The 14735-nt window shown below is 63.1% G+C and carries 13 protein-coding genes; 1 reads left to right on the top strand and 12 read right to left on the bottom strand.

Features of this window, described 5'->3' with window-relative positions; translation table 11 throughout:
* Window positions 1–63: 63 nt before the first annotated feature.
* From recG to ACGYLI_RS03990, 4 genes are all read right to left on the bottom strand, one after another.
* Entirely contained in the window at window positions 64–2154 is a 2091-nt protein-coding gene (gene recG / locus ACGYLI_RS04005) for an ATP-dependent DNA helicase RecG (RefSeq protein WP_394417253.1), read from the bottom strand.
* Window positions 2151–4271 carry an NAD-dependent DNA ligase LigA gene (gene ligA, locus ACGYLI_RS04000; RefSeq protein WP_394417250.1) on the bottom strand — a complete coding sequence of 707 codons (2121 nt, stop codon included), beginning with the start codon at window positions 4269–4271 and terminating at the stop codon, window positions 2151–2153. Before ligA ends, recG begins: the two co-directional genes overlap by 4 nt.
* 101 nt (window positions 4272–4372) lie before the next feature.
* On the bottom strand, window positions 4373–5080 hold the full coding sequence (gene ctrA / locus ACGYLI_RS03995; protein ID WP_136720308.1) for a response regulator transcription factor CtrA: 708 nt from the start codon (window positions 5078–5080) through the stop codon (window positions 4373–4375).
* A gap of 94 nt (window positions 5081–5174) precedes the next feature.
* The gene (locus ACGYLI_RS03990) at window positions 5175–5453 is read right to left on the bottom strand and encodes a DUF1153 domain-containing protein (protein ID WP_067266163.1); all 279 of its coding nucleotides are present in this window, start codon (window positions 5451–5453) and stop codon (window positions 5175–5177) included.
* Between the two features lie 120 nt (window positions 5454–5573).
* Between ACGYLI_RS03990 and mnmA the strand changes: the two genes are divergently transcribed.
* Window positions 5574–6716, top strand: a complete 1143-nt coding sequence (mnmA, locus tag ACGYLI_RS03985) for a tRNA 2-thiouridine(34) synthase MnmA (protein WP_067266051.1) — start codon at window positions 5574–5576, stop codon at window positions 6714–6716.
* 6 nt (window positions 6717–6722) lie between these two features.
* Here mnmA and lpxB read toward each other — a convergent pair whose 3' ends face one another.
* From lpxB to rseP, 8 genes are all read right to left on the bottom strand, one after another.
* Complete coding sequence (gene lpxB / locus ACGYLI_RS03980; protein ID WP_394417247.1) at window positions 6723–7874, bottom strand: lipid-A-disaccharide synthase; 1152 nt, start codon at window positions 7872–7874, stop codon at window positions 6723–6725.
* Window positions 7871–8671 (bottom strand): LpxI family protein, encoded by an 801-nt coding sequence (locus tag ACGYLI_RS03975; RefSeq protein WP_394417244.1) that lies wholly within the window; start codon window positions 8669–8671, stop codon window positions 7871–7873. Before ACGYLI_RS03975 ends, lpxB begins: the two co-directional genes overlap by 4 nt.
* Window positions 8668–9450, bottom strand: coding sequence for an acyl-ACP--UDP-N-acetylglucosamine O-acyltransferase (lpxA, locus tag ACGYLI_RS03970; RefSeq protein WP_271687453.1), 783 nt, complete (start codon window positions 9448–9450; stop codon window positions 8668–8670). Before lpxA ends, ACGYLI_RS03975 begins: the two co-directional genes overlap by 4 nt.
* Window positions 9447–9917, bottom strand: coding sequence for a 3-hydroxyacyl-ACP dehydratase FabZ (fabZ, locus tag ACGYLI_RS03965; RefSeq protein WP_067264885.1), 471 nt, complete (start codon window positions 9915–9917; stop codon window positions 9447–9449). Before fabZ ends, lpxA begins: the two co-directional genes overlap by 4 nt.
* Window positions 9918–9998: 81 nt before the next feature.
* Window positions 9999–10583: an OmpH family outer membrane protein gene (locus ACGYLI_RS03960; protein WP_394417241.1), complete on the bottom strand. Its 585-nt coding sequence runs from the start codon at window positions 10581–10583 to the stop codon at window positions 9999–10001.
* A 4-nt stretch (window positions 10584–10587) separates the two neighbouring features.
* On the bottom strand, window positions 10588–12924 hold the full coding sequence (bamA, locus tag ACGYLI_RS03955; RefSeq protein ID WP_394417238.1) for an outer membrane protein assembly factor BamA: 2337 nt from the start codon (window positions 12922–12924) through the stop codon (window positions 10588–10590).
* 194 nt (window positions 12925–13118) lie between these two features.
* A complete protein-coding gene (locus ACGYLI_RS03950) occupies window positions 13119–13244 on the bottom strand; it encodes a hypothetical protein (protein ID WP_269451576.1) in 126 nt (41 codons plus the stop codon).
* A gap of 136 nt (window positions 13245–13380) precedes the next feature.
* Window positions 13381–14724 carry an RIP metalloprotease RseP gene (gene rseP, locus ACGYLI_RS03945; RefSeq protein WP_394417235.1) on the bottom strand — a complete coding sequence of 448 codons (1344 nt, stop codon included), beginning with the start codon at window positions 14722–14724 and terminating at the stop codon, window positions 13381–13383.
* Window positions 14725–14735 lie beyond the last annotated feature (11 nt).

Here is a 14735-nt window from a genome sequence, read left to right as displayed (position 1 = left end):
TTTCTTCACCCGCAAGTAAAGAACTTTTTGAGAACATCCGCGAACATAATGAGGTTCCGATCTCTAACCCACTGTTATCAAACGGATCGCTTCATCCTGCCGCATGAGCCACAAAAGCAGTCTCACGGCCTTGCCGCGCGGCCCTTCGAGGCTGGGGTCATCGACCAAAAGCTTGCGCGCGTCTGATTGCGCCACCGCCATCAGCCCCGCCTGACGCTCCAAATCCGCCACGCGGAAACGCGGCACGCCGGACTGCGCCGTGCCAATCAGATCCCCCGTGCCGCGCATCTTCAGGTCGGTTTCGGCGATGACAAACCCGTCCTCGGATTCGCGCAGCACCTCAAGCCGCTGGCGGCCCGTCTCACTCAGCGGCGCTTGATACATCAAAAGGCAGGTCGAGGCGCCTGAGCCCCGCCCGACGCGACCCCGCAACTGGTGCAGCTGCGCGAGGCCGAAAATTTCTGCCCGTTCCACCACCATGATTGTTGCATTGGGCACGTCGACGCCCACTTCGATCACCGTGGTGGCCACCAGCACCTTGGTCTCCCCCGATTGGAAGGCGCGCATGGCGGCGTGCTTCTCGGCGGGCGGCATCTGGCCGTGGACCAGCCCGACAACGCCCTCGCCCAGAGCGGCGCGCAGACGTTTGAACCGGTCCTCCGCCGCCGTAAGATCGCTGACCTCGCTTTCCTCTACCAGCGGACACACCCAGTAGCACTGCCGCCCCTCACTGATCGCATGACGCATCCGGTCGATAACCTCATCCATCCGTGAGGTCGAGACGAGCGCGGTGCGAATGGGCTGCCGCCCGGGGGGCTTTTCGTCGAGGATCGACACATCCATATCGCCGTATTGCGCCAGCGCCAGACTGCGCGGAATCGGCGTAGCGGTCATCACAAGGACATCGGCGAGCTTCCCCTTACGGCCCAGTTCCAGTCGCTGCCGCACGCCGAAACGGTGCTGTTCATCAACCACGGCGAGGCGCAGATCGGCAAAGCTGACATCCGCCTGAAAGACCGCGTGGGTGCCGACGAGGATCTGGATATCGCCGCGTTCCAGCGCCGCGAGCTTGGCCCGACGCTCGCCCCCCTTGTCGCGCCCGGTGAGCAGTTCCAGCACAACGCCCGCCTGTTCCGCCAGCGGCTGAAGCCCCATAAGGTGCTGACGGGCAAGGATTTCCGTCGGCGCCATCAGCACCGCTTGTCCCCCCGCCTCAACCGCGCGCAAGAGCGCCATAAAAGCCACCAGCGTCTTGCCCGCCCCCACATCGCCCTGCAACAGGCGGTTCATCCGCGTCTCGCGGCCCATGTCGGCGGTGATCTCTTCGATCGCGCGCTGTTGCGCACCGGTGGGGCGATAGGGCAAGGAGGACAGCACCCTTTGTTGCAGCCGCCCGTCGCCCCGGTTCGCCCGCCCGATCTTGCGCCGCTCATTCTGTCGCGCCAGCGCCAAGGTCACCTGATGGGCGAAAAGCTCGTCATAGGCCAACCGCTCGCGCGCGGGCGCGGTGGCGGTCAGATCCTCGGCCTTCCGCGGATCATGCGCGGCCTCTGCGGCGGCGACGAAATCGGGCCAGCCGGCCTGCGCCACCTGCCCCGGATCGGCCCATTCGGCCACCATCGGCAGCCGTTTCAACGCGCCGCGGGTGGCCTTGTACATCAGCTTTTGTGTCAGCCCGGAGGTCAGCGGGTAAACCGGCTCAAAATCGGGAATGCTGCTGGCCTGATCCTCCGGCACCGCGAAATCGGGGTGGACCATCTGCGCCATCCCATCGAAAAACTCCACCCGGCCCGAGACGATGCGACGGCTGCCTTCGGGCAATTGGCGCTGCCAGTAATCGCCCCGCGCGTGGAAATAGACCAGTTGAAAACTGGTCTGCGCGTCCTCAACCATGATGCGATAGGCGCCCCCCTTGTTGCGGGCCGGGCGATGCGCGCCGATCGTGACCGCGACGGTCAATGTCGCGGGCAGATGCGCCTCCTTCACGCTGTCGCGCAGACGGCGGTCGATGCCGGAATGCGGCAGGGTAAAAATTAGATCGCGCGGCGCTTGGATGCCCAATTGCCCCAGCAATTGCGCAGTTTTAGGCCCCACCCCTTCGAGCGTTTCCAGCCCGGCGAAAAGCGGGAAGAGCTGTTCCGGTCTGCCGCTCATTGGCCGTCGATCAGGGCCAGCCAGCCGTCTTCATCCAAGGTCTCGATCCCCAGTTCGGCGGCCTTTTTGGCCTTGGACCCCGCACCCGGCCCCGCGACCAGAATGTCGGTCTTGCCGCTGACCGAGCCCGAAACCTTGGCCCCCAAACGCTCCGCCCGGGCCTTGGCCTCGGCACGGCTCATCTTCTCCAACGTGCCGGTGAAGACGACCGTTTTGCCCGCCACGGGGCTGCCTTCGGTGTCGGGCCGCTCGGCAGGAATCACGGTCAGATGCGCCACCAGCCGGTCGATCGAGGCGCGCTCCGCCTCTTGCGCGAAGGCCGAGACGAGCGAGCCCGCCATGACGCTGCCCACCCCATCGACGCCGATCAGATCGTCCCACGCCGGGCCGTCCAGCCCGCGCGCCTCGGCCATGGCGGCCTCGAAACTCTGCCAATCGCCGTAGTGCAGCGCGATCAGGTTCGACGCCGCCTCGCCCACATGGCGAATGCCGAGGGCAAAGATCAGCCGCGCCATGGGAATTTCGCGCCGATCTTCAATGGCTTGGAACAGGTTTTCGGCCGATTTCGGCCCCCAGCCTTCGCGGTTCTTCAACTGCTGCACGCCGCTGCCGTAACGCTCTTTCAGGGTGAAGATATCCGCAGGCTCTGCAATCCAGCCGTCGTGGTAGAACTGTTCGACCTGTTTGGCCCCCAAGCCATCAATGTCAAAGGCTTTGCGGCTGACAAAATGGAACAGCTTTTCAACGGCTTGGGCCGGGCAGATCAGCCCGCCCGTGCAGCGCCGCACCGCATCGCCCGGCTCGCGAATCGCATCCGACCCGCATTCCGGGCAGGTGGTCGGAAAGACGAAAGGCGCCGCATCCTCGGGGCGTTTCGACAGGTCAACATCGGCCACTTTCGGGATCACATCGCCCGCGCGGTAGATCTGTACCCAGTCACCGACGCGCACATCCTTGCCACCGCGGATTTCGGCGCCCTTGCTGTCGAGCCCTTTGATGTAGTCCTCATTGTGCAGCGTGGCGTTTGAGACAACGACACCGCCCACCGTCACCGGCTGCAACCGCGCCACGGGGGACAATGCCCCGGTGCGGCCGACCTGAATGTCGATGCTCTCAAGCCGGGTCCATGCCAGTTCGGCGGCGAATTTATGGGCCACAGCCCAACGCGGGGTGGTCGAGCGAAAGCCGAGCCGGTGCTGCAGGGCAAGGTCATCGACCTTGTAGACCACGCCGTCGATGTCATAGCCAAGGGTGGCGCGCTGCGCCTCGATCGCCTCATAATGGGCGACCATATCGCCCGGCCCCTCGCAAAGCGCGGTCAAAGGGTTGGTCGAGAACCCCAGTTCCGCCAAACGGTCGATGGCGCCTTTTTGGGTGTCGGCCAAGGGGGCCGAAAGCGCGCCCCAAGCATAGGCGAAGAACCGCAAGGGTCGCGCGCGGGTAATTGCAGGGTCCAATTGGCGCAGCGATCCGGCAGCGGCATTGCGCGGGTTAGCGAAAGTCTTGCCGCCCCTTTCCGCCTGCCGCGCGTTTAGGGCCGCGAAATCGGCGTGGCTCATATAGACCTCGCCGCGCACCTCCAGCAGATCCGGCGCGTTCTTGAGCTCTTGCGGGATGTCTTTGATCGTGCGAGCGTTCGCGGTGACATTCTCGCCCACCGCGCCATCGCCGCGGGTGGCGGCTTGGACCAACACGCCGTTTTCGTAGCGCAGAGAAAGCGACAGCCCATCGATCTTGGGCTCGGCCGTATAGGCCAGCGGCGCATCGGCACCGAGGCCAAGATATTTGCGGATCCGCGCGTCGAATTCGGTGACTTCCTCGGCGTCGAAAGCATTGGCGAGCGAGAGCATCGGCACCGCATGGCGTATCTTGCCAAAGCCTTCGGCAACCGGTGCGCCGACCTGTTCGGAGGGGCTATCGGCGCGTTTGAGGTCCGGAAAACGCGCTTCGATCTCGGCATTGCGGCGTTTGAGCGCGTCATATTTCGCATCGGAAATTTCCGGTGCATCTTCCGTATGATAGGCGGTGTTCGCCGTGCTCAACACATCGGCCAGCCGGGCCAATTCCGTCTCTGCCTGCGCTTTGGTCAGCGCTTCAACCTCGATCTGGGATGTCACGATCTGCCCCCGATATTGTCATCTGTCGCTTAGATAGGTGGCGATCAGGGGCAGGTCTAGCGATTTCAGGGCGAATGATTTCAAGCCGGGGCCGAGGGGGATCAGGCGCTGGCGGCCAAATCCATCTCGACCGGGTCAGGATCGCGCAGCACATAGCCGCGGCCCCAGACCGTCTCGATATAGCTCTCACCGCCGGTGGCTTGGCTCAGCTTCTTGCGAAGTTTGCAGATGAAGACATCAATGATCTTCAACTCAGGCTCATCCATGCCGCCATAGAGGTGGTTAAGAAACATTTCCTTGGTCAGGGTCGTGCCCTTCCGCAGGCTCAGGAGTTCGAGCATCTGATATTCCTTGCCGGTCAGATGCACGGGGGTATCGTTCACGCTGACGGTCTTGGCATCAAGGTTCACCGCCACTTGGCCCGTCTTGATGATGGATTGCGAATGCCCCTTGGACCGCCGAATAATGGCATGGATCCGGGCGACCAATTCCTCCCGATGAAAGGGTTTCGTCAAATAATCGTCGGCTCCGAAGCCGAAGCCCCTCAGCTTATTTTCCGTATCGTCGGAGCCTGAGAGGATCAGGATCGGCGTCTCAATCCGGGCGAGCCGCAACTGGCGCAGCACGTCATGGCCGTTCATATCCGGCAGATCGAGGTCGAGCAGGATCAAATCATAATCGTAAAGCTTGGCCAGATCGATTCCCTCTTCGCCTAGGTCGGTGGCGTAGACGTTGAGATTCGCATGGGTCAGCATCAGTTCGATACTGCGAGAGGTCGTTGGGTCGTCTTCAACTAACAATACACGCATTTCGGTTACTCCGGCTCATCTTGGACGATGGGCTCACCCTGAGCAAAAAAGGTTAACTACCCGTTACCGATACTCGACAGGATAGATTAACAACTTAAAGTTGTCTATATTTTTTCAAGGCCGTGGCTTTCAGCGCCGCCTCCCCATGTTCGGTAACCGCATGTAACCACTCCATAAATTCTTCGTCACTGATGCCGTAACGCTCCAGCGCTTCGGATTGGGTGATCAGCCCATAGACCACCCCCCGCACCACCGCCGCCTTGCGCGAGGCCACCCACCTGCGGGTATCGGCGCTTGGCAAATCAGCGCGTGACATCACGCTCCCGTCAGCGAGGGTAACAGACCGTGGCCCATCGACTTTTTTCAGGTACATCGCATCATCCGCCATTGTTTTGGCGTCCAATAACCCCCACCTGCCTTAACGCGGCGTGAAGCCCGCCCTTGTGACTAGGTAGGATTTTCCTATATTCGCGCACAAACTCCGGAGAGACCCATGGCCCTTGATCAGACCCCGCCGCTCAATTCGCTTGGCTTTGCCAAAGCGCCTGCCGATACGCGCGTCGTCGTGGCGATGTCGGGCGGCGTGGACAGTTCCGTCGTCGCGGCCATGCTCAAGGACGAGGGCTATGACGTCGTAGGCGTGACCCTGCAGCTCTACGATCACGGTGCGGCGCTGGCCAAGAAAGGCGCCTGCTGTGCGGGCGTAGACATTCAAGATGCCCGCCGCGTGGCCGAAGAGATGGGCTTCCCGCATTACGTCTTGGACTATGAGAACGTCTTCAAGGACGCCGTGATCGACGAGTTTGCCGACAGCTACCTCGGCGGCGCCACGCCCGTGCCCTGCATCCGCTGCAACGAGCGGGTGAAGTTCAAGGACCTGCTGGAAACCGCCAAGGATCTGGAGGCCGACTGCATGGCCACCGGCCATTATATCCAGCGCAAGATGGGTGAGAACGGGCCGGAGCTGCATGCCGCCGCCGATGGCAACCGCGACCAGAGCTATTTCCTCTTCTCCACCACCGAAGAGCAGCTGTCCTACCTGCGCTTCCCGCTGGGCCATCTGCCAAGCAAGGACGACACCCGCAAGCTCGCCGCGAAATACGGGCTGGAGGTTGCCGATAAGCCTGACAGCCAAGACATCTGCTTTGTCCCGAACGGCGACTACGCCGCGGTGATCCGCAAGCTGCGCCCCGAGGCCGCTGATCCGGGCAATATCGTCGACACCGAGGGCAATGTACTGGGCAGCCACGAGGGCGTGATCCATTACACCATCGGCCAGCGCCGCGGCCTCGGCATCGGCGGTCTTGCCGATCCGCTTTATGTCGTGAAGCTCGACCCCGAGCGGAAAGAAGTTGTCGTCGGTCCGAAATCCATGCTCGCCACCCGCAAAATCCCGGTGCGCGAAATCAACTGGCTGGGCGATGCGCCCCTGACCTCGCAGGCGGAATGGAACATCGCCGTTCGCGTGCGCTCCACCCGTCCGCCACGCGATGCAATCCTGCGCCCGATCAGCGAAACGGAGGCCGAGGTCGAGCTACTCACCGCCGAGGAAGGCGTCTCTCCCGGGCAGGCCTGTGTTTTCTATGATCCTGAAAGCACGCGCATTTTTGGAGGCGGCTGGATTCACCGCGGCTGACAGCCCTTAAAGCCGCGCCAGCACCGCCCGCGCGGCCCGCAGGCCGGGTGCCTCACCCCCCTGCCCCAGACGCTGCATCGTCAGCGCCATGGCGTCCTTCTGGGCGCCGGGCGCGCGCAGCACTTGCAAAACCCCTTCGGCAATCGGGCCGGGGCGGCAGTTCGCGCCGATGAATTCCGGCACCACGCGGGTTTCCGAGACGAGGTTGACCAGCGTCACCGTATCCACCCGCAGCATCCGACCGATGATCTGGCGGCTGATCCAATTCATGTCATAAGCGATGACCATCGGCGTGTTCACCGCGGCAAGCTCCAGCGATACGGTGCCCGAGGCCGCAAGCGCCACATCCGCCGCGCGGAAGGCGGCGCGTTTGCTGGCGGTGAAAGCCTCGGCACTTTGGTCGCGCGGGTCCAGCACCAGCGGGCTGCCCGCCCAGTTGCGCGTTACCTGTTTGACCAAGGCCGCCACAGGGGCCGCCGCAGGAACGACGACGCGCAAAGACGGCTCGGCCTCGACCAATCGCGCGACGACCTGCTGAAACACCGGGGCCAGCCGCGAGACCTCCCCCCGGCGCGAACCGGGCAAGGCAAGTAGCAAGGGCGCATCGGCGAGGCGGTGTTCGGCACGGAACGACGCGGCGGCGGCGTCATCGGCCACGGGCTCGGCCACCACCGGGTGGCCGACAAAATCGCAGGCCATGCCTGCCGCTTCCATATAGGGCGGCTCGAAGGGGAACAGGGCGAGGACGTGATCGACGGAACGGGCCATCTTCTCGGCCCTGCCGGGGCGCCATGCCCAGACGGTTGGGGCCACGTAATGCACTGTTCTGATATCGGATTTCTCTTTCACCTTGCGCGCCACGCGCAGTGAGAAATCGGGGCTGTCGATGGTGATGAGCACATCTGGCTTGGTTTCAATCACCGCCTGTGCCGTCTCATTGATCCGGGCCATCAGCGCGCGGTATTTGGGCAGGATCTCCGCCAGCCCCATGACGCTGAGTTCATCCATATTAAAGCGGCTTTCCAGCCCCTCAGCCATCATCTGCGGCCCGCCGATGCCGTCGAATGTCACCTCGGGGCAGAGTTCTTTCAATCCGGCCATGAGCGCGCCGCCCAACCGGTCGCCCGAAGGCTCGCCTGCCAGAATGAACACCTTCATCCCGCGTCCCCCTCTCGGACCCAAAGCACCAATCCCAATTCATCTGCCAGCGCCACGCAAGCGTCCCGCTCCAGTAGCATCACGCCGCCAGCCTTGACCACCACGCCCGCCAGCCCCGCCGCATGGGCGGCGCGCAGCGTGTCGGGGCCGATGGTTGGCAGGTCGATCTCACGGATTTGGCCAGTTTTCGGGCCTTTGCAAAGCACTGCGCGCGCGCCCTCTACCGCTTCTGGCAGGGTCGCAAGCAAATGATCCGTGCCCCCAATGGTCTCGACCCCATAGACCTGTTCACGCCCGATCACGCAGGCCTGCCCGATGTCCAAGCTTGCCAACCCATCAAGCACTGCCGCACCGCGCGCCGCATCCCGGCGCATCTGATCGTCGGGCATCTCGCGGGACAGTACACCGCTGTCGGCCAGCAGGTCCGGGACCAGTTCATCGGCCCCAACCACCCGCAGACCGTGATCTTCGAAAATCGTCTTGATCACCTCAAGCGCGCCATTGTCCCCCGCCGCAAGGGCGGCTTTGAACTGCGGCACCAAGGGCGCCGTGCGCATGTCGAGCTTGGCAGGATCGAGCGTAGGCCGGTCAATCGCACCGCAGAGGCAAACATCGCGGATGCCAAGGCCCAGAAGATGCGCAAGCAGGCTGCCCAAAGTCTCCAACCGGAAGGTCAAATCGGCCTTCAGCCCATCGGGCGCGCAGCCCTCATAGGCGCAGACCAAAGGCGGCACGTCCTGCGCCGCCGCCACCCGCGCGGGCAGGCCGCCGCGCCCGGCGATCAGCGCAAGGCTCATTTCGGCGTCAGGAAATGGCGGCCCGTGTCGGCCATGACAAAATCGACGATCTGGCGGACGTAATCGCTTTGCGTCTCGTCCCCCAAACGCCGCGCCCGGTCCGAGAATGTCCCCTCGCCCTGCGCCAGCATCTGGAACGCGGCCCTGAGCGCCGTGATGTCGCTGCGCGCCACGCCCGCGCGTTTCAGGCCAACGAGGTTCAGCCCGTCCAGATCACCGCGCGGCGCTTGCACGAGGCCGTAGGGGATCACGTCATTCGTCACCATGGTCACCGCGCCGACGATCGCACCCTGCCCGATCCGCACCCATTGATGAATGCCAGACAGCCCGCCGATAATCACGTCATCTTCTAGCACGCAATGCCCGGCGACAGCGGCGTTGTTCACCACGATCACCCGATTGCCAACCACGGCGTCATGGGCGATGTGGCAGCCGGCCATGAAGAGCCCGTCATCACCCACCCGGGTCACCCCGCCGCCGCCTTCGGTGCCGCAGTTCATGGTGACATGTTCGCGGATGCGGTTGCGCTCCCCAATGACCAGACGGCTGGCTTCGCCCTTGAACTTCAAATCCTGCGGAATCTCACCGATCACCGCGAAAGAAAAGATCACCGTGCCCGCGCCGACCTCGGTCCGGCCGGTGACGACGACATGGGATTTCAGCTCCACATCTGCCTTCAACACGACCTCGGGCCCGACCACGCAGAAAGGGCCGACGCGCGCCGAAGGGTCGATCTGCGCGCCCTCTTCGATCACGGCACTGGGGTGGATATTGCTCATGCCGCGTCCTGCGGGAGATCCAACATCGCCATGAACTCGGCCTCGGCGGCCATTTCGCCCTCCACGGTGGCCACGCCGCCGAACTTCCAGATCTTCGCACCCGGCTTGCCGCGCAGGGTCTTGAGGTCCATCCGCAGCACATCACCGGGGCCAACCTTGCGGCGGAACTTACATTTGTCGATGGACATGAAATAGATCAGCATGTCGCGGTCCTGCATGCCGAGGGCCGTGCCCACCATCACACCCGCAGTCTGGGCCATTGCCTCCACAATCGTCACGCCCGGCATGATCGGCGTGCCGGGGAAATGGCCCTGAAAATGCGGCTCGTTCATGGTAACGTTTTTATAGCCGACAGCACTCTCGGTGCCCGCGATCTCTTCGACCTTGTCGACCAGCAAAAAGGGATAGCGGTGCGGCAGGATGCGCTGGATCATTTGGATATCGGCGCGCAGCAGCTCTTCGGTCATGGACTGTCCTTTGTCTCAGAAGGTTGCCGAAGGGCTACCAATTCGGGCGGCTGGGGGCAAGCATCCCGGCAGCTGCGGCGCCTACTCGGCGTCCGTCAGCCCGCTGCCGATCGTCTCGTCCAAAAGCGCAATCGCCTCATCCGTGACCTCGATCGCGGAGGACGAGACAAAGACCCGACGCCGCTCCAGAATGACCGCCGCGTCGGAATTGCGCATCAACTGTTCAAGCACCGGGGCCGCAGCGGCCAGAAACCGTTCCCGCTCAAGGTCCAGCGCCTCGCTCAGCGCCCGGTTCTTCGCCGCCTGCTCTGCCCTTGTGCGCTGCACCTTTTCGTCAAAGGCATCGGCCATAAGCCGGAACTGCGCCGGTTTCAGCTGGGATCGTTTTTCGGTGAGCTCGCGTTCTTCCGCCTCAAGCGCCGCTTCGATCTCACGGTTCTCCGTGGCCAATTGCTCGCTCTGGGCTTCGATCTCGCGGCTGACACGCTCGCCAAAGGCGCTGTCACGGAACAGCCGTTCGGAATCGATGGTCAGCACCGGGCTGATCACACCGCCCCCCGCGGGGGCGGCTGTATTTGTCTGAGGTTCCGCCACGGGCGCCTGCTGCGCAAGGCCGGGGGTGACCCCGGCCAGCATCATCACCAAGGGGATGAAGGCGCGGCGCATGGGCTTAGAACGTGGTCCGCAGGGTGACCTCAAAGCTCTGCTCTTTGTCAAAGCTCTCTTTCTTCAGCGCGTCGGAGACGTTGAACTGAAGCGGGCCAAGCGGCGTGTCCCAGAAGACCGAGACGCCGATCACATGGCGGAACGAACCGCTTTCGCCGACGATATCCGTACTTCCCGCAGTGTTTACATCGCTCAGGTCCCACAGGTTGCCCACGTCATAGAAGACGCCGCCGGTGATGCCATATTCCTCAGGCAGACCCAGCGGGAACTCCGCCTCGAAACGGGCCACGGCAAAGAGGTTACCGCCAAGCGCGTCGTCCACACCATTGCTCTGGTCGCGCGGCCCGATGCCGCCCGGCTCAAAGCCGCGCATGATGGATGGGCCAAGGATGAAGCGGTCCACCGCGCGGTTGGTGCCGCTGTTCCACGACAGCGCACCGCCTTCGAGCGTGGCACGCAGGGTGACTTCCTCGTTAAAGATGCGCTTTTCGCCCGCGATCTTGGCCGTGGTCTTGATATATTCGTTGTCGCCGCCCAGCCCGGCGAAGTCCTGCCCGAACTCGAACAGAACGCCCTGCGTCGGGTCCAGCCCGCTGCGACGGGTGTCATAGGTATAGGTGTAACCGACAGAGGAGGAGAAAAGCGCGCCTTCGGCGATTTCACTCGCGATGGTGGCGCTGTTGTCTTCGTCCTCCCGCTCCAGCATCTCGATCCCTTCAAGGGTATAGCGCGTCGACAGACGGCCATTCTCGCTGACCGGGAAGGTCAGGCTGGGCTGGAAGACCAGACGTTCGGTGTCATAGCTGGTGTAGGAGGAATTGGTCTCGGCGTAATCCAGCTTGAGGCCAAGCGCCACATCGCGGCCAAGGAAGCGCGGCTCAACGAAGGTCACGCCATAGCGTGTTGCATCCTCGGCGGTGGAGATCGACAGGTTCAGCCGCTGCCCGCGCCCGAGGAAGTTTTCCTCTTGGAAGCTGACCGCCACACCGAAACCATCGTTGTTCGAGAAGGAGCCGCCGAAGTTCAGAGAGCCTGTGGGCTTCTCTTCCACATCCACGTCGATCACGACCTGCTCGGGGCTGGAGCCTTGGCGGGCGTTGACCTCTGCCGTCTCGAAATACTGCAACGCGCGGATGCGTTCCGCTGCTTGGCGGATTTCGCGTGGGTTGAAGGGGTCACCCTCCACGCTGTCGAACTCGCGCCGGATCACACGGTCGAGCGTGGTGGTGTTGCCTTCGATGTCGATCCGCTCAACAAAGATGCGCTCCCCACGGGAGAGCCTGTAGGTGACGTTAAGCGACAGATCGCGGTCATTGCGGTCGATCACCGGCTCGACGCGCAGGAAATCGACGCCATCGCGGATCGCTTGGCGCTCGATCCGGGCGATGTCATTCTCGATCAGAGTCGGGGAATAGATCACGCCAGGGCGGATCTTGAGCAGGTCGCGATAGGCCGCCGCATTCAGGCCGGGCACTTCGGATTCCAGCGTCACCTCGCCGAAACGGAACTGCTGCCCCTCGGTGATGTTATAGGCCACAAAGACGCCATCACGCTCTTCGGTCAACTCGGCATTCACCGCCTCGGTGCGCATGTCGACATAGCCGCGCGACAGGTAGAAATCCCGCAGCAACTGTTTGTCAGCCTCGACGCGGCCTTCGACATAGGTGTCGCGTTTGACCAAGCGGCGGAACAGACCGGCCTGTTTGGTGCCAAGCACGCGGCGCAGGCGGCGGTCGGAATAGACGCGGTTGCCGACAAAGCTCAGACGCTCAATCTCGACATTGTCGCCTTCGAAAATCTCGAACACCAGATCGACGCGGTTCTGATCGCGGCGGATGATGCGCGGCTGCACGCGGGCCGACAGGCGCCCCTCGTTGCTATAAGCCTCCGCGATGGCGGCGGCGTCTTGCTCGGCTTGGCTGGGGTTGAACACCCGCCGCTCGGTCGAGCCGATGAGTTCGGCCAGCATTTCATCCTTGATGCGGCGGTTGCCTTCAAAGCTGACGCGGTTCAGCGTCGGCAGTTCGACCACCGTGATCACCAGCGTGCCGCCCTGCGGCTCAAGCGAGACGGATTCGAACAGACCCGAGTTTTGCAGGTTCTGATAGGCGTCGTTCAATTGACCACCCGTCACCGCCTGCCCGCGCCCGATGCCCGCGCGGCGCAGGATAGCGCTATCGCCAATCCGCTCATTGCCGTCGATGACGACCGTGTTGAACTGATATTGCTGCGCCTGCGCTTGGCTGCCGGGCACGAGCCACGCGACGGACAACATGACACAAAGCGATGCCCCCCGAAGGGTCTTGCCGACATTGCTGCGCTGCGCCCATTCGACGGGCATTCTGCCCTCGTTCCTCAGTCCCATTACACCGACCCGTTTTTTACGACATTGTTGTCAACCTGACTACGCAGGTTAACGGGGTTTGTCAAAAGCAACGGCGGGAAAAATATACCATATCATGCGGCAAGTTGGGCCGGAATGACATCATGAGCCGATAACGCGCAGATGCGCCCCTGCGGGGTGCGGGGCGGCTGTCAGAGAGAGGCGACAAAGGCCCCGGCGGAAAGCGCGGCGGCAATGGCCGCGCCAAAGAACGCACGGTCCCAATTCAGGTCCAAAAGCAGGCTCAGGCCGCGGTATGTTCCTTGCAAGACGTGCATCTTCGGTTCCTTCTTGATGAAGGGGAACCATAGCCAGAGATTGCGGCACGATTTTGTTCAATTGTGGCCATTTGAAGGCATTGCGCCCTGCCCCGAAGGGCAGGGCGCAGGCTCTCTTTCGCTGTCCCTGCGCCGTTTAGGGGCAGAACAGATCATTGCCAAGCGCAAAGAGCATCAGGGTCAGCACCAAGGCGATGCCAATGCTCATCAAAAAGCGCAGCGCGCCATCGCTGGGCGGTTTGCCGGTCACCGCCTCATAGGCGTAGAACACCAGATGCCCACCGTCCAAGGCCGGGATCGGGAAGAGGTTCAGCAGACCGACCGCTGTGCTCAGCACCGCGATGAAATAGATGAAGGACTGCGCCCCTTGGCTCGCCATCGCGCCCGAGGTCTGGGCGATGCCCACCGGGCCGCTGAGGTTGCAGGTGCTGATATTGCCGACGATCATCTCACGCAGGCCCGAGATCGACCCGGTGATGATGCGCCAAGTGTTGTCCAAACCGGTGCCAAACGCCTCGCCCACGCCGGGGGTATCGGTCGCAGGCACGAAAGCCATGCCGCCAACGATGCCAATGCGCAGGTTCTGTTTGAAACTGCCATCCGGCTGCGGCTCATCCGTGGCTTTGGGGACAAGGGTGAAAGGCAGGGTCTCGCCATCGCGCCAGACGGTCAACTCCTGCGGGGCCCCTTCGGAGGCTTCGACCACCTCTTTCAATTCCCCAAAGGCCACGATCTCTTGCCCATTCACGGCGGTGATCACATCGCCACTGCGCAGACCGGCTTCTTGCGCCGCCGATTGCGGGGCGACGTTGCTGACCAGCGGCGGCATCAGATAGGGGCCAGGCACGGTCAACTCTTCGCCGTCGCGGGTGATGTCATAGCTCAGAACCGCTTCCTGCGGCAGGTTGGTCAGGAAATCGCCATAGCCTTCCCCGGCAGAGAGCGAGGGCACCGGGGTGCCTTCGACCGCGCGGAGAATATCGCCCGGAGCCAACTCATAGGCATCACTCGGCAGCGCGCGCAGCTCGCCCACGGTCAGCGGATCACGGGCGGTGCCCGCCGTCATCGCCACGGCGAAGAAAATGATGATCGACAGGGCAAAGTTGAACACCGGCCCCGCCGCCACGGTCAGCGCGCGCGCATAGAGCGGCGCGCCGTGCATCGTGTGGCGCAGCGCCTCGGGGTCGTCGGCGAGCGCTTCCATCGCGGTCTCATCCTTGCCGGAGGCCGCGTTGGAGTCGCCTGCGAATTTCACATAGCCGCCAAAGGGCAGCAGCGCGAACTGCCAGCGCGTGCCGCGCCTGTCGACGCGAGAGAAGAGCACGGGGCCGAAGCCGAGACTGAAGACATCCGCCTTGATCCCGGTCCAACGGCCAACGATGTAATGGCCGTATTCGTGGATCGCCACGATCACCGACAGCGCCACGACAAAGGCCAGTATCGTCCAGATCAGCCCGCCGAACTCCGGCAAAAATCCCATGATGTCCAACG

The sequence above is a fragment of the Sulfitobacter sp. 1A13421 genome (assembly GCF_043557285.1).
In the GTDB taxonomy this organism is placed as follows: Bacteria; Pseudomonadota; Alphaproteobacteria; order Rhodobacterales; family Rhodobacteraceae; genus Sulfitobacter; species Sulfitobacter faviae.
Note: the sequence above shows the minus strand (reverse complement) of the source record. Positions and strands in the feature narration are given on the sequence as shown.

Coding starts and splice junctions, on each gene's coding strand:
- lpxA (WP_271687453.1), bottom strand. CDS start 9,450: ATGAGCAATATCCACCCCAGTGCCGTGATCGAAGAGGGCGCGCAGATC.
- bamA (WP_394417238.1), bottom strand. CDS start 12,924: ATGCCCGTCGAATGGGCGCAGCGCAGCAATGTCGGCAAGACCCTTCGG.
- ACGYLI_RS03990 (WP_067266163.1), bottom strand. CDS start 5,453: ATGTACCTGAAAAAAGTCGATGGGCCACGGTCTGTTACCCTCGCTGAC.
- lpxB (WP_394417247.1), bottom strand. CDS start 7,874: ATGAAGGTGTTCATTCTGGCAGGCGAGCCTTCGGGCGACCGGTTGGGC.
- fabZ (WP_067264885.1), bottom strand. CDS start 9,917: ATGACCGAAGAGCTGCTGCGCGCCGATATCCAAATGATCCAGCGCATC.
- ACGYLI_RS03950 (WP_269451576.1), bottom strand. CDS start 13,244: ATGCACGTCTTGCAAGGAACATACCGCGGCCTGAGCCTGCTTTTGGAC.
- ctrA (WP_136720308.1), bottom strand. CDS start 5,080: ATGCGTGTATTGTTAGTTGAAGACGACCCAACGACCTCTCGCAGTATC.
- recG (WP_394417253.1), bottom strand. CDS start 2,154: ATGAGCGGCAGACCGGAACAGCTCTTCCCGCTTTTCGCCGGGCTGGAA.
- ACGYLI_RS03960 (WP_394417241.1), bottom strand. CDS start 10,583: ATGCGCCGCGCCTTCATCCCCTTGGTGATGATGCTGGCCGGGGTCACC.
- rseP (WP_394417235.1), bottom strand. CDS start 14,724: ATGGGATTTTTGCCGGAGTTCGGCGGGCTGATCTGGACGATACTGGCC.
- mnmA (WP_067266051.1), top strand. CDS start 5,574: ATGGCCCTTGATCAGACCCCGCCGCTCAATTCGCTTGGCTTTGCCAAA.
- ACGYLI_RS03975 (WP_394417244.1), bottom strand. CDS start 8,671: ATGAGCCTTGCGCTGATCGCCGGGCGCGGCGGCCTGCCCGCGCGGGTG.